Source organism: Luteimonas sp. TWI662 (assembly GCF_039673825.1).
In the GTDB taxonomy this organism is placed as follows: domain Bacteria; phylum Pseudomonadota; class Gammaproteobacteria; order Xanthomonadales; family Xanthomonadaceae; genus Luteimonas.
Map to the genome: position 1 here is coordinate 21,239 of NZ_JBDJMI010000030.1, position 18,116 is coordinate 39,354.

The following is an 18,116-nucleotide window of genomic DNA, read 5'->3' on the forward strand; positions in this document are numbered from 1 at the left end:
GCGCCGCGAGGCGCCGCGTCAGACCTCGTCGCGCGCGACCTCACGCAGCTTGCCCTGGTGCAGTTCCATCACCCGGTCGAGCTTGCGCGCCAGTCGGCGGTCGTGGGTCACCAGCACCAGGCTCGTGCGCTGCGCGCGGTTCATCTCCAGCATCAACTCGAACACCGTCGCGGCCGTGCGCTCGTCGAGATTGCCGGTGGGTTCGTCGCCCAGCACGCAGGCCGGCTTGTTGACCAGCGCCCGCGCCACCGCGGCGCGCTGGCGCTCGCCACCCGACAGCTCGCCCGGCTTGTGGCCGAGCCGGTGGCCCAGCCCGACCGTCTCCAGCAGACCGCGCGCACGCGTGGTCGCATCGCTGTCGCTGGCGCCGTTGAGCAGTGCCGGCAGCATCACGTTCTCCAGCGCGGTGAACTCGGGCAGCAGGTGATGGAACTGGTAGACGAAGCCGAGCGCGCGGTTGCGCAGCGTCCCGCGCGCCGCGTTCGACAGCGCGCTCATCTTCTGTCCCGTCACGAACACCTCGCCCGCGCTCGGTACATCCAGCCCGCCGAGCAGGTGCAGCAGCGTGCTCTTGCCGGCGCCCGAAGCACCGAGGATGGCAACGGTCTCGCCGGCGCGGACCGCGAAGTCGAGCCCGTCGAACACCGGCGTATGCAGCTTGCCCTCGGCGTAGGTCTTGCCCAGGCCTTCAGCCGCCAGCACGACGGCATCGGCCGCCGTTTGCGCGTGCTCACTCATAACGCAGCGCCTCCGCCGGGGCGGTGCGCGCCGCGCGCCACGCCGGATACAGGGTGGCCAGGAACGCCATCAACAATGCGATCACGCCGATCATCGTCACGTCGCTGGCCTGCAGGTCGATCGGCAGACCAGTGACGTAGTAGACGTCTTCGGGCATCAGCACCACGCCGAACAGGCGCTCGAGGGCGCGCAGGATGTGCTCGAGATTGAAGGTCAGCAGCAGGCCGCCGCAGACCCCGAGCACGGTGCCGATCACGCCGATCATCGTGCCCTGCACCATGAACACCTGCATGACCCCACGCGGGGTCAGGCCGAGCGTGCGCAAGATTGCGATGTCGGCATGTTTGTCGGTGACCAGCATGACCTGCGAGTTCAACAGCGAGAACGCCCCCATCAGGATGATCAGCGACAACAGGATGCCGATCATGGTCTTCTCGAGCTTGAGCGCGCGGAACATGTTCGCGTTCTCCGTGCTCCAGTCGCTGACCCGGTAGACCCCGCCCAGCCTGTGCACCAGGTCGCGGGTGACCTGTTGGGCCAGATCCATGTCGTGCAGTTTCAGGCGCACACCGGTCACGCCGTCGCCGATGCGCAGCAGCCGCTGCGCGTCCTGCAGGTTGACCACCGCCAGCCGGCGGTCGAAATCCTGGTAGCCGGCCTCGAACAGGCCGCTGACGGTGAAGCGCTTGAGCTGCGGCACCGCGCCCATCGGCGTGACCTGGAAATCGGTGGTCACGATGACACTGTCGCCGACACCGACGCCGAGCCACAGGGCGAGTTCGCGGCCGAGCACGATGTTGAAGCTGCCCGGTTGCAGGTCCGACAGTTGGCCGACGACCATCGAGGTGGACAAGTCGGACACCTGGCTCTCGTCCTCGGGCGAGATCGCACGGACCGCGGCCGGCTCGTTGCGGCGTCCGCGCAGCAGCGCCTGCGTGTCGATGTAGGGCGCCGCGCCGGCCACGCGCGGGTCCTCGCGCGCGACCTCGACCGCACGTGCCCAGTTGTGCAGCGTGTCGCCCTCGGCGCTCACGGTCGCGTGCGCGACCATGCCGAGCATGCGATCGCGGATTTCCTTCTGGAAACCGCTCATCACCGCCAGGGTCGTGATCAGCACGGTGACGCCGATCGCGATCGCGAAGATCGAGGCCAGCGAGATGAAGGAGATGAAGCCGTTGCGCCGTTTCGCCCGGAGATAACGCAGGCCGATGGCGGCAGGGATGGGTCTGAGCATGGGCGTCCGTCGATGGATGCGGGTCGTTGGCGATGGCGCGATCGCCGTGCCCGTCCCGCCGGGCAGCGGCTATGGTGCCACCGATTCCGGTGCGCGTGGCAGTGGACGCATCGCGGCGGCCAGACGCAGTTCACGGCGCTGCGGTGCCGGCAGCGTATCGGGCCACCACAGCAGCCTGCGCGTGCGTCGGCCCTCGCGCCAGGTCAGGCGAACGATCGGGCCGCGCCAATGCAGGGAAGGCGCTTCCAGCAGCCGCCCATCGAGCAGCATCCGCCCCGTCGCCTGCACGACGATGCGATGTGGCGGCTGTCGCGCGGTGCGCACGATCGTGCGCAGGCCGCTGGCCAGGACCCAGGCGATACCGAGCCAGGCCATCGGGCCCGGCAGTTCGGACAGCAGCAAGGCGCCACAGGCAGCGAGCGTGAGCAGGCCCAACGCGGCGACCAGCAGGCGCGAGGGCCGCCAGTGCAGCCTGGCAGGTTCAAGGATCGGGTGGTAGCGCCCGGATGGTTTGGACGAGGGCGTCGAGTTGTGCATCGGGCGAACGCTCATGGCCGAGGAACCATTTCCAGAGCCTATCGTCCTCGCATTCGAGCAGCCGTCGGAAAACATCCCGCTCGCTTTCGGAGGATGTCGCCCAACACCGGTCGAGCCAGCGCACGAACAGCCGATCGAGCTCGCGCATGCCGCGGCGGCTGCGCCAGCGCAGGCGGCGCAGTTCGGTGGTGTCGTCGTGGTCGGTCACGGGCGTGCGTCCTGGGTGCGGGCGTTCGCGAGCGCAGCCGACGCGGATGCGTCGGCTTGGCGCGACCACGTCATTCGAGATATCCCATGCCGTCCATGGCGCGACATTGCCGGCGCCGGAGAGACCGGCCCGCACGTCCGTGTGCGGGCGTTCGCGGCTGCGGCCGATGCGGATGCATCGGCTTGGCGCTCATGACGCATCAGGCTTGTCCCATGCCCTCCATGGCGTGACATTGCCGGCTCCGGAGAGACCGGCCCGCACATCCGTGTGCGGGCGTTCGCGAGCGCAGCCGACGCGGATGCGTCGGCTTGGCGCTCATGACGCGTCAGGCTTGTCCCATGCCCTCGATGGCGTGACATTGCCGGCTCCGGAGAGACCGGCCCGCACATCCGTGTGCGGGCGTTCGCGGCTGCGGCCGATGCGGATGCATCGGCTTGGCGCTCATGACGCATCAGGCTTGTCCCATGCCATCCATGGCGTGACATTGCCGGCTCCGGAGAGACCGGCCCGCACATCCGTGTGCGGGCGTTCGCGAGCGCAGCCGACGCGGATGCGTCGGCTTGGCGCGCTCGCTCACCCACGTCGTGCGAGCATCAGTTGCTTGATCTGGCCGATCGCCTTGGCGGGATTCAGCCCCTTGGGGCAGGTCCGCGCGCAGTTCATGATCGTGTGGCAGCGGTAGAGCTTGAACGGGTCTTCCAGATCGTCCAGGCGCGCGCCGGTGTCCTCGTCGCGGCTGTCGATGATCCAGCGATAGGCCTGCAGCAGGATCGCCGGACCCAGGTAGCGTTCGCCGTTCCACCAGTAGCTCGGGCAACTGGTCGAGCAGCAGGCGCACAGGATGCACTCGTAGAGGCCGTCGAGCTTGTCGCGGTCCTCGGGCGACTGCAGCCGCTCGCGATCCGGCGGCGCTGCGGTCTGGGTGCGGATCCACGGCTGGATCGACGCGTACTGCGCATAGAAGTGCGTGAGGTCGGGCACCAGATCCTTGACCACGCTCATATGCGGCAGCGGGTAGATCGGCACCTCGCTCTTCTTGCAGTCGTCGATCGCGCGCGTGCACGCCAGCGTGTTGGTGCCGTCGATGTTCATCGCGCACGAGCCGCAGATGCCTTCGCGGCACGAGCGACGGAACGTCAGCGTCGGATCGATCTCGTTCTTGATCTTGATCAGCGCGTCCAGGACCATCGGCCCGCACTTGTCGAGGTCGAGCTCGTAGGTGTCGGTGCTGGGGGTCTCGCCGGAATCGGGATTCCAGCGATAGATCTTGAACGTGCGCGTGCGCTTGGCGCCCGGCGCGGCCGGGAAGTGCCGGCCCTTCTTGATCTTGGAGTTCTTCGGGAGCGTGAATTCGGCCATGTGGGGTCTCCCGGCTCAGTAGACGCGTGCTTTGGGGGGCACGACTTCGACTTCGTCGTCGAGCGTGTACATATGCACCGGACGGTAGTCGATCTTGGTGTTGCCGGCCTCGTCCGCCCAGCACAGCGTGTGCTTGTGCCAGTTCTCGTCGTCGCGGTCCGGGTAGTCCTCGTGGGCGTGCGCGCCGCGCGATTCCTTGCGGTTCTCGGCCGAGACGATCGTCACCAGCGCCTGGCCCAACAGGTTCTCCAGCTCCAACGTCTCGATCAGGTCCGAGTTCCAGACCAGCGAACGGTCGCTGACCTTGACGTCGGCAAACGAGGCGTGGATCTCGCGGATCTTGTCCACGCCCTCTTTGAGCGTCTCGCTGGTACGGAACACCGCCGCGTCGTTCTGCATCGTGCGCTGCATGCGGTCGCGGATCACCGCGGTCGCGGTGTCGCCCTTGGCATTGCGCAGCTTGTCCAGACGCGCCAGCGACTTGTCGCAGGCATCGGCCGGCAGCGGCTTGTGGCGCGCGTCGGGCTTGATCGTCTCCGCGCAGCGGTTGGCCACCGCCCGACCGAACACCACCAGGTCGAGCAGCGAGTTCGAGCCCAGGCGGTTGGCGCCGTGCACCGATACGCAGGCCGCTTCGCCGATCGCGTACAGGCCGGGCACGACCGCATCCGGATTGCCATCCTTCAGCTGCACGACTTCGCCGTGGTAGTTGGTCGGGATGCCGCCCATGTTGTAGTGCACGGTCGGGATGACCGGGATCGGCTGCTTCTCCACGTCGACGCCGGCGAAGATCCGCGCGCTCTCGGCGATGCCGGGCAGCTTCTTGTGGATGTCGGCCGGGTCGAGGTGGGTCAGGTCGAGGTGGATGTGGTCCTTGTGCTCGCCGACGCCGCGACCTTCGCGAATCTCCATCGTCATCGAACGGCTGACCACGTCGCGCGAGGCCAGGTCCTTGGCATTGGGCGCATAGCGCTCCATGAAACGCTCGCCGCTGGCATTGCGCAGGATGCCGCCCTCGCCGCGGACGCCCTCGGTGATCAGGCAGCCCGCGCCGTAGATGCCGGTGGGGTGGAACTGCACGAACTCCATGTCCTGCAGGCCGAGCCCGGCGCGCAGCGCCATGCCGCCGCCGTCGCCGGTGCAGGTGTGCGCGGAGGTTGCCGAGAAGTAGGCGCGGCCGTAGCCGCCGGTCGCCAGCACCACGCCCTGGGCGCGGAACAGGTGCAACGTGCCCTCGGCCATGTCGAGTGCGAGCACACCGCGGCAGGCGCCCTCCTCGTCCATGATCAGGTCAAGCGCGAAATACTCCACGAAGAAGCGCGCATCGTGCTTGAGCGACTGCTGGTAGAGCGTGTGCAGGATCGCGTGGCCGGTGCGGTCGGCGGCCGCGCAGGTGCGCTGGGCGATGCCCTGGCCGTAATGCGTGGTCATGCCGCCGAACGGCCGCTGGTAGATCTTGCCTTCCTGGGTGCGCGAGAACGGCACGCCCTGGTGCTCGAGCTCGATGATCGCCGGGATCGCCTCACGGCACATGTACTGGATGGCGTCCTGATCGCCCAGCCAGTCCGAGCCCTTGATGGTGTCGTAGAAGTGGAAGCGCCAATCGTCCTCGCCCATGTTGCCGAGCGCGGCCGAGATACCGCCCTGGGCGGCGACGGTGTGCGAGCGGGTCGGAAAGACCTTGGTCAGGCACGCGGTCTGCAGGCCCTTGTGGGCCAGGCCGAAGGTCGCGCGCAGGCCGGCGCCGCCGGCGCCGACGACGATCATGTCGTACTTGTGTTCGGTAATCGGGTAAGCGGTCATCACGGACTCAGGCAGTGAAGGCGATGCGGGCGATCGCGTACAGCGAGGCGATGGCGCCCAGCCCGCAGAGGAAGGTCACGAGCAGCTGGAGGGCCAGCTCGAAGGACCGCTTGTGCACATAGTCCTCGATCACGACCTGCAGGCCGAGCTTGGCGTGCCAGAACAGCGTGACCAGGAAGATCGAGAACAGGATCGCGTTCCACGGCCGGGCGATGATCGCGCGTGCGGTGTCCAACTCCGCGCCGACCAGCGACAGCAGCGTCAGCACGAACCAGACGACCAGCGGCACCAGGATGATCGCGGTGACCCGCTGCTTCCAGAAGTGCGTCGTGCCCGACTTGCCCGAGCCCAGGCCCTGGGCCCGCTTGACCGGCGTGCGCAGCGGCACTGCGCGCGAGGTCTCTCCACCACCACCGCTCATGCCGCACCCCGCAGGCCGAAGAACCAGATGATGCCGGTGATCAGAAAGCCGACCACGAACACCGCGTAGCCCGAGGCATAGGCCTTGGGAATCTCGAAGCCCCAGCCCGCATCCCACAGCAGGTGGCGGATGCCGTTGAGCAGGTGGTAGATCAGCGCCAGCGTGAAGCCGAACAGGAAGATCAGCCCCATCGGCGAGGCCCACTGCCGCGAGGCGAACTCGTAGGCTTCGCCGCCCGCGGCGATGGACATCAGCCACCACACCAGGGAAATGCCACCGACCGCCAGCGAAATGCCGGTGATGCGGTGAAGGATGGACATGGTCGACGTCATCTGCGGTCGATAGACCTGCAGATGCGGCGACAGAGGACGGTTGGAATGTGCCATCGCTGGCTGGTCTCCTCGCTGGCGGCGTCGCACCGCGTGGCTGGTGGTACACAGGGCCGCTATCGCCAACGCGATGCGGCGGCGATCAGAAATCGATGCAGCGGCCGTTCTTTTCCCAGTCGCCGTAACGGGTGGGATCGAGGCCGTCACGGCCCCCGATCTCGACCGCTGGCTCCGGCTCGGGTGCCGGAACGGGCGTGACCGCCGGTTCCGACCGCGGCGTTGCCGCGTCGTCGCCTATGATGTCCGGGGTGATCATCCGTTCAATTTTAGTTCCCACACCCATGGTAAACAAGCCACATCCCCTGCCCGACGCGGATTTCGCCCTCTCCGGCCTGCACGTGCTGCGGCTATCGGGCCGCGATGCACTCGCATTCGCCCAGGCCCAATTCATGAACGACGTGTCCGCGCTCGCCGACGGCCAGTGGCAATGGAGCGGCTGGCTGACGCCCAAGGGCCGCCTCCTCGCCCTGTTCGCGCTGCTGCGCCGCGACGCGCAGACGCTCGATGTCGTCCTGCACGACGCCGACCCCGCCACGTTCGCCGATGCGCTGAAACGATTCGTGTTCCGCAGCAAGGTCGCGATCGCGATGGCGGGCACTGCGGCCACAGGCCGGTTCGCCGCCCCGTCGGCCGCACGCGGCGCCCAGGCCGCATTCGATGGCCAGACGGCGGAGTTGGACCTGGGCGTGCCGTCGCAGCCACGCACCTTGCGCCTGCAGCCGATTGAGTCGGACACGGCCACGACACCCGAACCTGATGCCGCGTTCCAGAGCGAAGCCGATGCGCGGTGGCGTGCGATCGACCTGGCACACGGGCTGCCGCGGCTGGCCGCCAGCGAGTTCGATCGCTGGACGCCGCAGCAACTCTCGCTCGACCGCCTGCAGGCCTACAGCGTCAAGAAGGGCTGCTACCCGGGTCAGGAGATCGTGGCGCGGACGCATTTCCTGGGCCAGAGCAAGCGCGGCCTGGTCGCGCTGCAGGGGGCCGATGCCGCACAGACCGGCCAGGACGTCGCCGCCGATGGCGCGCCGGTCGGTCGGCTCGTCGCGGTCTCGACGCAGGTCCAGCTTGCGGTGCTGCCACTGGATCTGGGACCTGCGTCACTGGCCCTCGATACACATCCAGTGACGGCCGTACCACTGTGCGAAGGCTTGGCGCGCTGAGCGTCTGCCTGTCTTTTTAGCGTCTATCCGCTTACCAGCGCGACGCACTGAGACGAAGGGACCTGTCTTTTCCGTCTGAAGTCAGAGTGAAGCAGCGGACTGGCGGCCGGTGGCCGCGTCAAGCGCGCCATGGATGAGCCAGCTCTGCCTGCGCGGCATGCCGCGCGAGCGAGCGAACGCCCGGCGCGCTGCGCCGGGCCGGACCGATCCGCGAAGCGGAGCGGGCGCGCACCCGAGTCAGGACAGGGTGAGCATGGATGGCTTGCGCGGCATGCCGCGCAGCCATGCGAACGCCGCGCGTGCTTCGCGTGGCCGGACCGCGAGCGGCCCTGACCGAGGGAAGAGCGGCTTCCGGCTGACAGGCCGCTGCCTATCCGAAGTGGGATTCCCGTCTCGCACATTGGAGAAGCCTTCCCCTTTTCATGCCCGACGCGGCTGCTATGCTCGGCCGCTGACAGGGCGCGCAAGCGCTGGGGAATGTCGAGGCAGTCGCCGGACCGGCTGCGGTCCGGTGGCAGGGGAACTGGAAAGCTCAAAGGGAATGTCATGAAGCGCACTCGCTTGTCCGCGGCCTTCGCCGCGTCCGTTGTTTCGCTCGCATTGGCGGCCTGCTCGTCCACACCCGAGACGCAGGCGCCGGCACCGCAGTCGCCCGCGCCGTCGAGCGCCTTCATCGAGAAGCTCGACGCCGATGGCCTGTTCGCGTTCGGCAAGGCCGGCATCGGCGACCTCAGCCCCGACGGGCGCGCCGCACTCGACGCAATCGCCGCCCGGCTCTCGGGCAGCGCGCACCGGCTGGACATCGTCCACGTCATCGGCCACAGCGACCGCATCGGCAACGCCAAGGGCAACCTGCGGCTGTCCAACCAGCGGGCCGAAGCGGTGCGCGCGTATCTGGTCGAGCACGGCGTGCCTGCCGACCGGATCACGGCAGTCGGGCGCGGCGACGTGGAGCCGGTGGTCGAGTGCCGCAGCGAGCGCGGCCAGGCATTGATCGCCTGCCTGGCACCGAACCGCCGCGTCGAGGTCCGGGCCCGCTTCACCGATTGACCGGACCTGCACCGCCACGAAGGGTCGGCGCACCGCGCCGGCCCTTCATCGTTTCAGGCCATGGCCGTCGCGGCGGCGACGATGTCGGCCTCCGACGGGATCACCAGGAACGCGGCGCCGGCCAGCGGCGTGAACGTATCGGCCCCGACCACCCGGCGCAGCGGCCGGTCGCCGAAGCCCGCCTCGGTGATCGCGGTCACGATGCCCTCGCCCACGCCGGCGCTGCGCCGCCCCTCGTCGACCACCAGCACCCGATCGCATTCGGCCACGTGCCGTGCGATCGCGCCTTCGTTGAGCGGCAACAGCCAGCGCAGGTCGACCACGCGCACGCGCCAGCCACGCTCGGCCTCGATCGTGCGCGCCGCGCGCAGGCTCATCGGCACGCCGTTGCCGAACGTCAGCACCAGCAGATCGGTCGCCTCGGGCGCATACACCCGTTCCTCGCCGAAGGCCATCGCCTGGTCCGGCGGCGGATACGCGGTCAGCCAGCCGCCATCACCGGGTTCGTAGAGGTCCTTGGTCATGTACAGCGCGATCGGTTCGAGGAACGCACAGACCCGGCCGTCGACCGTCGCCAGCGCGGCCAGCGTGCGCAGCATGGTCGCCGCGTCGTCGCCGCGCGACGGGCAGCCGACGACGAGGCCCGGGATGTCGCGCAGCGCGGTGATCGAGTTGTCGTTGTGGAAGTGGCCGCCGAAGCCACGCTGGTAGCCCAGCGAGGCGATGCGCATGACCATCGGGTTGCGGTACTGGCCGTTGCTGAAGAACTGCAGGCTCGCCGCCTCGCCGCGGATCTGGTCGCCGGCATTGTGGAAGTACGCCAGATACTGGATCTCGGGCAGCGGCAGCAGCCCCATGTTGGCGTAGCCCTGCGCCAGCCCGAGCACGATTGTCTCGTCGAGCAGCGTGTTGAACACCCGGCGCGGGCCGAAGGCCTTCTGCAGGCCCTTGGTGACGGTGTACACGCCGCCCTTCTGCGCCACGTCCTCGCCGAACAGCAGCGCTTGGGGATACTTGGCGAACAGGTCGTGCAGCGCCTGGTTGATCTGGATCGCCAGGTGCCGCGGCGGCTGCGCTTCGGGCAGCTTGGCCTCGCCGCCGAACACCGCTGCACGCCCGGCGGCGTGCGCGTAGCGCGTGGCCTCGGCCTGGACCTGGGCCGGCGAATACGGCGCCAGCGGCTGCATGACCTCGGCCAGGGTCTCCAGCCGCGGCCGGCTGTCGGCATCGTGCGCAGCGGCGAAGCAGCGCGCGCGCGTGTCCTCGTACAGCGCCAGCAATGCGTCGGCACTCATCAGCCCGGACTCGAGCGCGATCGCCGCCGAACGCAGCAAGGGATCGGTCGCCTCGACCGCGCACAGTTCCTCGAGCGACCGCCACTCGATTTCGAAGTCGGTGCCGGCGTGGCCCATGATCCGGGTCGTGCGCAGGTGCAGGAAGGTGGGCCGGCGCGTGCGCCGGCAATGCGCGACCGCGCGCTCGACCTCGCCGTAGCCCACGGCCAGGTCCAGGCCGTCGGCGGCGAAGTAATCCAGATCGGGGCGCTGGGCGAAATTGCGCGCGATCCAGCCGTCGGGCGTCTTGACCGAGATGCCGATGCCGTTGTCCTCGCAGACGAACAGCACCGGCGCCGGGAGCTTCTGGTAGGCGGTCCAGGCGGCGGCGTTGAAGGCGGTCTGCGCGGTCGCGTGGTTGCTCGAGGCGTCGCCGAACGAGCACACGACGATGCTGTCGTCGGGCACCGGAAGCGCATGGCCGATGCGCCGTGCCTGCTCGATCGCGACCGCGGTACCGAAGGCCTTGGGCAGATGCGAGGCGATGGTCGAGGTCTGCGGCAGCACCCACAGCGGCTTGCTGCCCCAAACCTTGTGGCGGCCGCCGCTGGCCGGATCTTCGCGGCTGGCCGCGAACGACAGCGCCGAATCCATCACCGGGTCCATGCCGGGCAGCTTGCGGAAGCGCTCGGCCATGAAGCCGCCGCTGCGATAGTGCAGGAACGCCGGATCGGTATGCCGAGTCAGGCGCGCGACCATCGCGTTGCCTTCGTGACCGCTGGACCCGATCGTGTAGAAGACCTTGTTCTGCACGCGCAGCACGCGCGCCATCAGGTCCAGATGCCGGCTGATCAACTGTGACTCGAGCAGTTCGACAAACCCGCGCGCATCCAGCGCGCTGCCGGGCAGCACCGCATCGGCATCGGCCGGGCGGGTCCGCACCGGGCCGCGCCAGTCACGGACGAACTGCTGGAAGTTCGCGTCGCAGATCTCGGCGCGGTTGAGGCCCTTCATGCGGGCGGGAATCGGGTTGGGGACGGTGGCGAACATGCAGTCGGGGCCTGCTAATGGGAAGCCGCGATCAGCGCGGCGTGTTCGGGCGCGGGCGCCGGCATCGCAACGAACCGCGGCGTCGCGCGCACGCGATCCAGCCAGTCGCACAGCGCCGGGTACGGCGACAGGTCGAATCCCCCGTCGCCGGCCGCATCGGTGTAGGGGAATAGCGCGATGTCCGCGATGCCATAGCGCGGACCGGTGAACCAGGGACGCGCCGACAGGTGCGTCTCCATGACCGCCAACGCCTGCGCGCCGCGCGCATGCAGGCGCGGCAGTTCGGCACGGCGCGGCGAATCGAGCGGCGTCCAGCCCCGGATGAAACGGGCGACGGCCAGACAGGGCTCGTGGCTGTACTGCTCGAAGAACATCCACGACAGCGCCTGCGCGCGTTGCCACGCATCGTCGGGCAGAAACTCGCTGCCCTCGGCCAGCCAGTGCAGGATCGCGTTCGACTCCACCAGCACGCGGCCGTCGTCGAGCTCGAGCATCGGCACCTTGCCGTTGGGGTTCTTGGCGAGGTAGTCCGGGGTGCGGGTCGCACCGCGGCTGCTGTCGGTCTCGATCCAGCGATACGGGCGGCCGCGCTGTTCGAGCAACAGCCGCAGCTTGTGGCAATTGCCGGACGGCGAGTAGCCGTGGATCGTGGTCATGCGAAGCGCTGTCGGTGCTCGCGCCATTGCGCGCGTGTCTGGCCCCAGATGTCGATGGGGTGGTCCTCGAATGGTGCCGGCAGCCGACCGGGGCGCAGCCGGGTCGATCCCAGTCGTCGGGCGACCTGCTGGGACGCGATGTTCGCTGGATCGATGCAGTGGATGATCTCGTCCCAGTGCAGCGCCGAGAACGCCCAGTCGATGGCCGCCACGGCCGCTTCCACCGCATAACCCTTGCCCCAGGCATCGGGATGGAACGCGTAGCCGATCTCGTTGCCCGGCCAGCCCTCCGGGCGCCAGGGCCCGAGTTGGCCCAGCCAGCGTCCGTCGGCGCGCTCGACGACCGAAAACATGCCGAAGCCCTGCAGCAGCCAGGCGCCGGGCTGCTGCAGGAACTTGCGCCAGGCCGCCGCGCGCGGCTGGCACCCGCCGATGTAGCGCGCCGCAGTCTCGTCGGCCAACAGTTCGGCGTACCGATCGAAATCCTCGGCCTTGGGCAGACGCAGGATCAGACGTTCGGTTTCGAGGATCGGCGAGGCAGCGGACGACGACATCGTGGGCATCCTTGGAGGGTCAGAGACTGCCGGCCTTCTCGATCACGAGGATGCGCGCCTCGCCGATCGGATGGGCGACATGCGCATCGCCCTGCCCGGCATGGAACAGGTCGCCGGCCTCGAGCACGACTGCGTGTTCGGCCTCGCCCTGGCGATAGCGCATCTCCACGCGGCCGTCGAGCACGGCGAAGACTTCCTCGCCATCATTGACGTGCCACTGGTACGGACGATCGGTCCAGTGCAGACGGACGGTGGCGCCCTCGATGGCGGCGACATCCAGTGCGCCCCACGCCCTGTCGGCGGTGAACTCGCGAGACCGGATCGTGCGCATGGTCAGAACGCGTTGATGCCGGTCAGTTCGCGCCCCACGACCAGTTGATGCACGGTCTCGGTGCCTTCGTAGGTGATGACCGACTCGAGGTTGAGCGCATGGCGGATCGGCGAATGCTCGGTCGTGATGCCGGCGCCGCCCAACAGATCGCGCGCTTCACGCGCGATGTCGATCGCCATGCGGCAGTTGTTCCACTTCGCCAGCGAGACCTGGGTCGGCTGCATCGTGCCGGCATCCTTCAGGCGTCCGAGTTGCAGCGAGAGCAACTGCGCACTGGTGATCCGGCGCGCCCAGTCGGCGAGCTTGATCTGCGCGCTCTGCGTCGCGGCCACCGGGCGGTCGAACAGAATGCGTTCCTTGGAGTAGCCCAGTGCCTCGTCCAGGCACGCGATCGCCGCGCCGATCGGGCCCCAGGTAATGCCGTAGCGCGCCTGGGTCAGGCAGCCCAGCGGGCCCTTGAGTCCCTTGACGTTGGGCAGGCGGTTGGCCTCGGGCACGCGCACATCGTCGAAGTACAGCGCGCTGGTGACCGAGGCGCGCAGGCTCATCTTGTGCTTGATCTCCTGGGCGGAGAAGCCGGCGAAGGCCTTCTCCACGATGAAGCCCTGGATGCCGTCGTCGGTCTTGGCCCAGACGATCGCGATGTCGGCCAGGTTGCCGTTGGTGATCCACATCTTGGCGCCGTTGAGGACCCAGTCGCCGCCGTCGCGGCGCGCATGGGTCTTCATGTTCGCCGGGTCCGAGCCACCGTGGGGCTCGGTCAGGCCGAAGCAGCCGATGACCCGGCCGGCGGCCATGTCGGGCAGCCAACGGCGGCGCTGTTCCTCGCTGCCGTAGGCAAAGATCGGATACATGCACAGCGACGACTGTACGCTGGCGAAGCTGCGCAGGCCGCTGTCGCCGCGCTCGAGTTCCTGGCAGATCAGGCCGTAGCTGACCGCGTTGAGGCCGGCGCAGCCGTACTCGGTCGGCAGCGTGGCGCCCAGCAGGCCGAGCTCGGCCATTTCGGGGATCAGTTCGGTCGGAAACCGCGCCTCGTCGAAGCAACCGCCGATGATCGGCAGCACGCGCTCGTCGGTGAAGCGGGCGACGGCGTCCTGGACCGCGCGCTCGTCTTCATCGAGCAGCGAGCGCACGTCGTACAGATCATAGGGATGCAGGGCCATGGCGGTCCGGTCTGGGCGGGATGCCGGCCATTGTAGCGATCCGCGCGCCCGCGGCGCCGCCCCCCCGGACGCAAAAAGGCCGGCGATGCGCCGGCCTTCCTGCAAGACAGCGAGGTTGCGGTGCTCAGCCGCGCTCGGGCGCGCCGTCGAGCGCTGCGGTCATCACCCGGCCGTTGAGCACCGGCAGGCGCTCGCCCGGGGCTTCGCGCATGCGCAGCGTGTGCTCGGTGCCCTCGTAGCGATAGGTGACGTCGTAGCCGACCGTCTTCTCTTCGTCACCCAGCAGGATCCGGTTGCCCGGCTTGCTGTCGGTGCGCATCGACCCGGTGGTGCCGTCGGGATTGCGGTAGGTCACGTTGTAGGCGACCACGCGCGAGGACTGCGACGAGTCCTGCACGGTGCGGCACTGGCGGTCGACGCGCTCGACGACGCGGCCGCCGACATGGTTGCGGTCGATCCGGTTGCCGATGAAGCCACCGGCGGTCGCGCCGGCCGCGGTCGCGAGCTTGCGGCCGTTGCCGCCGCCCACCTGGTTGCCGACCAGACCACCGACCAGCGCACCGACCACGGTGCCCCCCACGTTGCCGTCACGCTCGGGCAGGCGCTCCTGGACCACCACGTCCTCGCACACCTCACGCGGCGAGGTCGACGTCATCGTCTCGCGGATCGGCTCGCTGCCCAGCACAGTGGCGTAGACCTGCTCGGTCTCGGTGACCGGGCGGGTCGCGACGACGTCGGCATAGTCGAGCTTGTCCTCGACGCGCGGGGCCTCGACGCCCGCAGCGGCATCGCCTGCGACGGAGGTGCCCGCGCCGTCGCGGCTGTTGTGGTACGCGCCGACGGCCACGCCGCCTACCAGCAGAGACGCCAGCGCAATCGCGATCGTGTTGCTTTTCATTGGGATCTCCTTGCGGCCATCGGCCTGTACGTCGTGGCCGTGATTGCACCATTGCCAAGCTGAACAGGCACACGAACACCACCCACTCAGGCTGACCCGGCGCTAAACCGCGACGTGCGCACGCCGTGCTAGCGTGTGTCGCACCCCGCCCTCACGAGGCCCGCGATGCCCAGTCCCTTCACCGTTCCGCTCGTGTCGTGGCTGTCCCGGTTGAGCCACCCGCGGCTGTTCGTCGTCGTGGCCGTGCTGTTCGGCATCAATCTGGTCGTGCCCGATCCGATCATCCTGATCGACGAGGTCCTGCTGGGCCTGGCGACAGTCGCGCTGGCCAGACGCAAGCGCGTGCCCGACGCGCCCGCACATGCCGATCCGCGCCCGCCGATCGACGGCCAAGCGCGCCGCCCCTGATGCTGGTCGACAGCCACTGCCATCTCGACGCCCCCCAGTTCGACGAGGATCGTGCGGCGGTGCTGGCGCGCGCACGGGCGGCAGGCGTCGTGCAGCAGGTGGTGCCGGCCGTCGCCCGTGCCGGATGGCCGGGCTTGCGCGCGATCTGCGCCGCAGATCCAGGCCTGTTCCCCGCCTACGGCCTGCATCCGATGTTTCTGGCCCAGCACCGGCCCGACGACCTGGATGCGTTGGCCGACTGGATCGTGCGCGAGCGGCCGGTGGCGGTGGGCGAATGTGGCCTGGACCATTTCGTCGACGGGCTCGATCCCAATGTCCAGGCACGTTACTTCGAAGGCCAGTTGCGCCTGGCGCATGCCCACGACCTGCCGGTAATCGTGCACGCTCGGCGCGCCGTCGATCCGGTGATCGCCGCGCTCAAGCGGTTCGACGGCCTGCGCGGCGTCGTGCACAGTTTCGGCGGTAGTGCCGAACAGGCGCGTCAGCTGTGGCAGCGTGGCTTCATGATCGGACTGGGTGGTCCACTGACTTACGACCGCGCTCGCCGCCTGCACCGGCTGGCGGCGACGATGCCGATCGAACACCTGCTGCTCGAGACCGACGCCCCCGACCAGCCCGACAGCGCCCACCGCGGCCAGCGCAACGAGCCGGCGCGCCTGGTCCACGTGCTCGAAGCGGTCGCGCGCCTGCGCGGCGTCCCCCCGGAGATCGTGGCCGCGCAGACGCGCGACAACGCCGCGCGGCTGTTCGGCCTGCCGCCACTCTAGCCGCCGCGCCGATCAGGCCGCGGCGTCGGCCGCCGGCCGCAACAGCACTTCCAGCGCCTTGCCGGCCGCGGCGAACGCGAACGCGCCGGTGATGTGCGTGGCCGCCCCCAGGCCGCTGCCGCAGTCGAGATTGAGCGCAGCGTCGGGGCCCAACTGCGGGCGAAGACCGCAGACACTGCCGTCGGCCTGCGGATAGCGCACGTTCTCCAGCGAATAGATCGCCGGCACCCCGAAGTAACGCTTCGCGCTCTTGGGAAAATTGAACTCGGCGCGCAGCTTCTTGCGGATCAGCGCGAGCATCGCATCGTGCTCGGTGCGCGACAGGTCGCGCACGCGCACCAGCGTCGGGTCGATGCGGCCGCCGGCGGCGCCCACCGTGATGACCGGCAGCTTGCGTCGCCGACACCAGGCGATCAGCTCGACCTTGCTGCGAAAACTGTCGCAAGCATCGATCACCAGATCGTAGCCCCGTCCCAGCATCGCTTCGAGATTGGTCGGGGTGACGAAGTCCTCCAGCGCATGCACGGTCGCACGCGGGTGGATCGCCAGGCAGCGCTCGGCCATGACGCGGGCCTTGTTGCGTCCGTACTGCCCTTCGAGCGCCGGCAACTGGCGGTTGGTGTTGGAGACGCACAGATCATCAGCATCGATCAGCGTCAGCGTGCCGACGCCGCTGCGTACGAGCGCCTCGGCCACCCACGAGCCGACGCCACCCAGCCCGACCACTGCGACGTGGCGCCGCAACAGGCGCGCAACCGCGCCCTGCCCGTACAGGCGTTCGATTCCGGAAAAGCGGGCGCGTGCGTCTTCATCCATGCGCGCATTCTAGCGGCCCTCCCCGCCCGGCACGCCCCGCGATGCTATGGTCGCGCCGCCCCGCCGCCGCCTGGAGTGCGCAATGTCCACGCCCGAGCCACCGCATATCGTCCACACACCGCCGTCGGCGACCGCTCGCTACGCCGTGGTGTTCGGCATCGGCCTGGTGGTCGGGATCTTCGCACTCGTCGTGGTGCTGCGCGCACTCGAGAGCCGGCGGGGCTGGCAGGATCACTACCCCACCGCGCTGATGCAGCTCTACCAGGCCCACATGGCGGGCCTGGAGAGCGATGCCAGCGCCGGTCGTTGCGCGGCGGCCGACGCGCTCCCCCATCTGCGCGCGTTGCGGGTCCTGTCCGACGACCTGGCGCCGGCGTTCCCCGACCTGCGCGACCATCGCCGGTTCGCCGAGCATGCCGACACCGCACGGCGCGCGCTCGACGCTGCGCTGGCTGCGCCGCCGGGCGACTGCGCCAGTCTGCGCACGACCATCGCCGTAATCGGCGAGACCTGCAGCGGATGCCATCGCGACCTGCGGTAGTGGGAAGAGGCGGCTGAATCGATACTGGACGTCAGCCTTCGCGCAGGCGACACGCCGGGAGGATTGCTGTCTCGTTCACATTCTCGGCCCTAGCGTGGGCAGTGTCGGGCAGCGGGCCCGCTACACGTTAGGAGTTGTCATGAAATCTCGTCTGATCGGAACGGCGGTGATCGCGGCCTCGATGGCGTTGGCCGGTTGCGCGTCGTCACCCGGCTACTCGCCGGGCTATGGCGGGTACGGGGGCGGATACGGCAATGGCTATGGCCGCGGCGAGTGCTATGACTGCGGCACCGTGACCCGCATCGAAGTCGTCGGCGGTGATCGCAATCCCAATGTCGCCGGACCGATCATCGGCGGCATCGTCGGCGCGGTCGCGGCCAAGGAGCTTGCGCGTCGCAACACCGACAGCCACGGGCGACGGAACGTGGCGATCGGCGCGGGCGCCGTGGGTGGCGCGGTGGCCGGCAACGCAATCCAGAACCGCGTCGAGGGCGCGCGCCAGTACAACGTGCACGTGCGCATGCAGGACGGCCGCACGACGGTGGTCAGCCAGGGCGATCTGGACGGCATCCGCGAGGGTTCGCCCGTTCGCATCCAGAACGGACGCGCCTACGCCTACTGACCCGGCCCCTGCTTGGCGCGCAAAAAAAAGGTTCATCGCTGAATTCCGGGGAAGGCTGCGCGGATCTTCAGGAAGAAGTACTCCTGATCGCGGTATCCGTAGGCGCGGCGTTTGATGACCTTGATGGTGTT

At 68.9% G+C, this 18,116-nt stretch carries 23 protein-coding genes; 6 read left to right on the forward strand and 17 right to left on the reverse strand.

Going from position 1 to position 18,116, the window contains the following annotated elements; all coding sequences use genetic code 11:
* Window positions 1-18: 18 nt before the first annotated feature.
* The 9 genes from lolD to ABE488_RS15995 all read right to left on the reverse strand — a co-directional run bounded on the left by lolD (window position 19) and on the right by ABE488_RS15995 (window position 6,945).
* Window positions 19-738, reverse strand: coding sequence for a lipoprotein-releasing ABC transporter ATP-binding protein LolD (lolD, locus tag ABE488_RS15955; protein ID WP_346444100.1), 720 nt, complete (start codon window positions 736-738; stop codon window positions 19-21).
* A complete protein-coding gene (locus ABE488_RS15960; protein WP_346449413.1) occupies window positions 731-1,972 on the reverse strand; it encodes a lipoprotein-releasing ABC transporter permease subunit in 1,242 nt (413 codons plus the stop codon). Before ABE488_RS15960 ends, lolD begins: the two co-directional genes overlap by 8 nt.
* 69 nt (window positions 1,973-2,041) lie before the next feature.
* Entirely contained in the window at window positions 2,042-2,524 is a 483-nt protein-coding gene (locus ABE488_RS15965) for a hypothetical protein (RefSeq protein ID WP_346449414.1), read from the reverse strand.
* Window positions 2,454-2,657, reverse strand: coding sequence for a succinate dehydrogenase assembly factor 2 (locus tag ABE488_RS15970; protein ID WP_346449424.1), 204 nt, complete (start codon window positions 2,655-2,657; stop codon window positions 2,454-2,456). The genes ABE488_RS15965 and ABE488_RS15970 overlap by 71 nt, the downstream gene beginning before the upstream one ends.
* 633 nt (window positions 2,658-3,290) lie before the next feature.
* A complete protein-coding gene (locus ABE488_RS15975; protein ID WP_346444096.1) occupies window positions 3,291-4,076 on the reverse strand; it encodes a succinate dehydrogenase iron-sulfur subunit in 786 nt (261 codons plus the stop codon).
* Between the two features lie 15 nt (window positions 4,077-4,091).
* A complete protein-coding gene (sdhA, locus tag ABE488_RS15980) occupies window positions 4,092-5,879 on the reverse strand; it encodes a succinate dehydrogenase flavoprotein subunit (RefSeq protein WP_346449415.1) in 1,788 nt (595 codons plus the stop codon).
* A 7-nt stretch (window positions 5,880-5,886) separates the two neighbouring features.
* Window positions 5,887-6,300 (reverse strand): succinate dehydrogenase, hydrophobic membrane anchor protein, encoded by a 414-nt coding sequence (sdhD, locus tag ABE488_RS15985; protein ID WP_183425399.1) that lies wholly within the window; start codon window positions 6,298-6,300, stop codon window positions 5,887-5,889.
* Complete coding sequence (gene sdhC, locus ABE488_RS15990) at window positions 6,297-6,686, reverse strand: succinate dehydrogenase, cytochrome b556 subunit (protein WP_346444092.1); 390 nt, start codon at window positions 6,684-6,686, stop codon at window positions 6,297-6,299. Before sdhC ends, sdhD begins: the two co-directional genes overlap by 4 nt.
* A gap of 85 nt (window positions 6,687-6,771) precedes the next feature.
* Complete coding sequence (locus ABE488_RS15995) at window positions 6,772-6,945, reverse strand: DUF1674 domain-containing protein (RefSeq protein ID WP_346444091.1); 174 nt, start codon at window positions 6,943-6,945, stop codon at window positions 6,772-6,774.
* Window positions 6,946-6,970: 25 nt separating this feature from the next.
* On the opposite strand from ABE488_RS15995, the gene ABE488_RS16000 reads away from it, so the two are divergent.
* Together ABE488_RS16000 and ABE488_RS16005 are read left to right on the forward strand one after the other, a co-directional pair.
* Complete coding sequence (locus tag ABE488_RS16000) at window positions 6,971-7,852, forward strand: folate-binding protein (protein ID WP_346449416.1); 882 nt, start codon at window positions 6,971-6,973, stop codon at window positions 7,850-7,852.
* A 546-nt stretch (window positions 7,853-8,398) separates the two neighbouring features.
* The gene (locus ABE488_RS16005) at window positions 8,399-8,902 is read left to right on the forward strand and encodes an OmpA family protein (RefSeq protein ID WP_346444087.1); all 504 of its coding nucleotides are present in this window, start codon (window positions 8,399-8,401) and stop codon (window positions 8,900-8,902) included.
* A gap of 53 nt (window positions 8,903-8,955) precedes the next feature.
* Here ABE488_RS16005 and ABE488_RS16010 read toward each other — a convergent pair whose 3' ends face one another.
* From ABE488_RS16010 to ABE488_RS16035, 6 genes are all read right to left on the reverse strand, one after another.
* Window positions 8,956-11,226: a thiamine pyrophosphate-dependent enzyme gene (locus ABE488_RS16010; RefSeq protein ID WP_346444086.1), complete on the reverse strand. Its 2,271-nt coding sequence runs from the start codon at window positions 11,224-11,226 to the stop codon at window positions 8,956-8,958.
* A gap of 14 nt (window positions 11,227-11,240) precedes the next feature.
* On the reverse strand, window positions 11,241-11,882 hold the full coding sequence (locus ABE488_RS16015; protein ID WP_346449417.1) for a glutathione S-transferase family protein: 642 nt from the start codon (window positions 11,880-11,882) through the stop codon (window positions 11,241-11,243).
* Window positions 11,879-12,436: a GNAT family N-acetyltransferase gene (locus ABE488_RS16020; RefSeq protein ID WP_346444082.1), complete on the reverse strand. Its 558-nt coding sequence runs from the start codon at window positions 12,434-12,436 to the stop codon at window positions 11,879-11,881. The genes ABE488_RS16015 and ABE488_RS16020 overlap by 4 nt, the downstream gene beginning before the upstream one ends.
* A 19-nt stretch (window positions 12,437-12,455) precedes the next feature.
* Window positions 12,456-12,767 (reverse strand): cupin domain-containing protein, encoded by a 312-nt coding sequence (locus ABE488_RS16025; RefSeq protein WP_346444081.1) that lies wholly within the window; start codon window positions 12,765-12,767, stop codon window positions 12,456-12,458.
* A 2-nt stretch (window positions 12,768-12,769) separates the two neighbouring features.
* Window positions 12,770-13,933 carry an acyl-CoA dehydrogenase family protein gene (locus tag ABE488_RS16030; RefSeq protein ID WP_346444079.1) on the reverse strand — a complete coding sequence of 388 codons (1,164 nt, stop codon included), beginning with the start codon at window positions 13,931-13,933 and terminating at the stop codon, window positions 12,770-12,772.
* A gap of 124 nt (window positions 13,934-14,057) precedes the next feature.
* Window positions 14,058-14,831, reverse strand: coding sequence for a glycine zipper 2TM domain-containing protein (locus ABE488_RS16035; RefSeq protein WP_346449418.1), 774 nt, complete (start codon window positions 14,829-14,831; stop codon window positions 14,058-14,060).
* A 165-nt stretch (window positions 14,832-14,996) separates the two neighbouring features.
* Between ABE488_RS16035 and ABE488_RS16040 the strand changes: the two genes are divergently transcribed.
* Entirely contained in the window at window positions 14,997-15,239 is a 243-nt protein-coding gene (locus tag ABE488_RS16040; protein ID WP_346449419.1) for a DUF6116 family protein, read from the forward strand.
* Complete coding sequence (locus ABE488_RS16045) at window positions 15,236-16,006, forward strand: TatD family hydrolase (protein WP_346449426.1); 771 nt, start codon at window positions 15,236-15,238, stop codon at window positions 16,004-16,006. The genes ABE488_RS16040 and ABE488_RS16045 overlap by 4 nt, the downstream gene beginning before the upstream one ends.
* A gap of 12 nt (window positions 16,007-16,018) precedes the next feature.
* Here the strand turns inward: ABE488_RS16045 and ABE488_RS16050 are convergent, their stop codons facing one another.
* A complete protein-coding gene (locus ABE488_RS16050; RefSeq protein ID WP_346444074.1) occupies window positions 16,019-16,822 on the reverse strand; it encodes a tRNA threonylcarbamoyladenosine dehydratase in 804 nt (267 codons plus the stop codon).
* Between the two features lie 82 nt (window positions 16,823-16,904).
* Between ABE488_RS16050 and ABE488_RS16055 the strand changes: the two genes are divergently transcribed.
* Both ABE488_RS16055 and ABE488_RS16060 read left to right on the forward strand, forming a co-directional pair.
* Entirely contained in the window at window positions 16,905-17,363 is a 459-nt protein-coding gene (locus ABE488_RS16055; protein WP_346449420.1) for a hypothetical protein, read from the forward strand.
* A gap of 139 nt (window positions 17,364-17,502) precedes the next feature.
* A complete protein-coding gene (locus ABE488_RS16060) occupies window positions 17,503-17,985 on the forward strand; it encodes a peptidoglycan-associated outer membrane lipoprotein precursor (protein ID WP_346449421.1) in 483 nt (160 codons plus the stop codon).
* 32 nt (window positions 17,986-18,017) lie between these two features.
* Here the strand turns inward: ABE488_RS16060 and ABE488_RS16065 are convergent.
* Window positions 18,018-18,116 (reverse strand): transposase (locus ABE488_RS16065; protein WP_346449327.1); only part of this gene is annotated, 99 nt, incomplete at its 5' end.

What these genes read in the sequence shown, in the direction of transcription:
- sdhD (WP_183425399.1), bottom strand. Translation starts at nt 6,300, where the DNA reads ATGAGCGGTGGTGGTGGAGAGACCTCGCGCGCAGTGCCGCTGCGCACG.
- ABE488_RS16060 (WP_346449421.1), top strand. Translation starts at nt 17,503, where the DNA reads ATGAAATCTCGTCTGATCGGAACGGCGGTGATCGCGGCCTCGATGGCG.
- ABE488_RS15975 (WP_346444096.1), bottom strand. Translation starts at nt 4,076, where the DNA reads ATGGCCGAATTCACGCTCCCGAAGAACTCCAAGATCAAGAAGGGCCGG.
- ABE488_RS16050 (WP_346444074.1), bottom strand. Translation starts at nt 16,822, where the DNA reads ATGGATGAAGACGCACGCGCCCGCTTTTCCGGAATCGAACGCCTGTAC.
- sdhC (WP_346444092.1), bottom strand. Translation starts at nt 6,686, where the DNA reads ATGGCACATTCCAACCGTCCTCTGTCGCCGCATCTGCAGGTCTATCGA.
- ABE488_RS15965 (WP_346449414.1), bottom strand. Translation starts at nt 2,524, where the DNA reads ATGAGCGTTCGCCCGATGCACAACTCGACGCCCTCGTCCAAACCATCC.
- ABE488_RS16025 (WP_346444081.1), bottom strand. Translation starts at nt 12,767, where the DNA reads ATGCGCACGATCCGGTCTCGCGAGTTCACCGCCGACAGGGCGTGGGGC.
- lolD (WP_346444100.1), bottom strand. Translation starts at nt 738, where the DNA reads ATGAGTGAGCACGCGCAAACGGCGGCCGATGCCGTCGTGCTGGCGGCT.
- ABE488_RS16035 (WP_346449418.1), bottom strand. Translation starts at nt 14,831, where the DNA reads ATGAAAAGCAACACGATCGCGATTGCGCTGGCGTCTCTGCTGGTAGGC.
- ABE488_RS16010 (WP_346444086.1), bottom strand. Translation starts at nt 11,226, where the DNA reads ATGTTCGCCACCGTCCCCAACCCGATTCCCGCCCGCATGAAGGGCCTC.
- ABE488_RS16015 (WP_346449417.1), bottom strand. Translation starts at nt 11,882, where the DNA reads ATGACCACGATCCACGGCTACTCGCCGTCCGGCAATTGCCACAAGCTG.
- ABE488_RS15970 (WP_346449424.1), bottom strand. Translation starts at nt 2,657, where the DNA reads ATGCGCGAGCTCGATCGGCTGTTCGTGCGCTGGCTCGACCGGTGTTGG.
- sdhA (WP_346449415.1), bottom strand. Translation starts at nt 5,879, where the DNA reads ATGACCGCTTACCCGATTACCGAACACAAGTACGACATGATCGTCGTC.
- ABE488_RS15995 (WP_346444091.1), bottom strand. Translation starts at nt 6,945, where the DNA reads ATGATCACCCCGGACATCATAGGCGACGACGCGGCAACGCCGCGGTCG.
- ABE488_RS16055 (WP_346449420.1), top strand. Translation starts at nt 16,905, where the DNA reads ATGTCCACGCCCGAGCCACCGCATATCGTCCACACACCGCCGTCGGCG.
- ABE488_RS16030 (WP_346444079.1), bottom strand. Translation starts at nt 13,933, where the DNA reads ATGGCCCTGCATCCCTATGATCTGTACGACGTGCGCTCGCTGCTCGAT.
- ABE488_RS16040 (WP_346449419.1), top strand. Translation starts at nt 14,997, where the DNA reads ATGCCCAGTCCCTTCACCGTTCCGCTCGTGTCGTGGCTGTCCCGGTTG.
- ABE488_RS15960 (WP_346449413.1), bottom strand. Translation starts at nt 1,972, where the DNA reads ATGCTCAGACCCATCCCTGCCGCCATCGGCCTGCGTTATCTCCGGGCG.
- ABE488_RS16005 (WP_346444087.1), top strand. Translation starts at nt 8,399, where the DNA reads ATGAAGCGCACTCGCTTGTCCGCGGCCTTCGCCGCGTCCGTTGTTTCG.
- ABE488_RS16020 (WP_346444082.1), bottom strand. Translation starts at nt 12,436, where the DNA reads ATGTCGTCGTCCGCTGCCTCGCCGATCCTCGAAACCGAACGTCTGATC.
- ABE488_RS16000 (WP_346449416.1), top strand. Translation starts at nt 6,971, where the DNA reads ATGGTAAACAAGCCACATCCCCTGCCCGACGCGGATTTCGCCCTCTCC.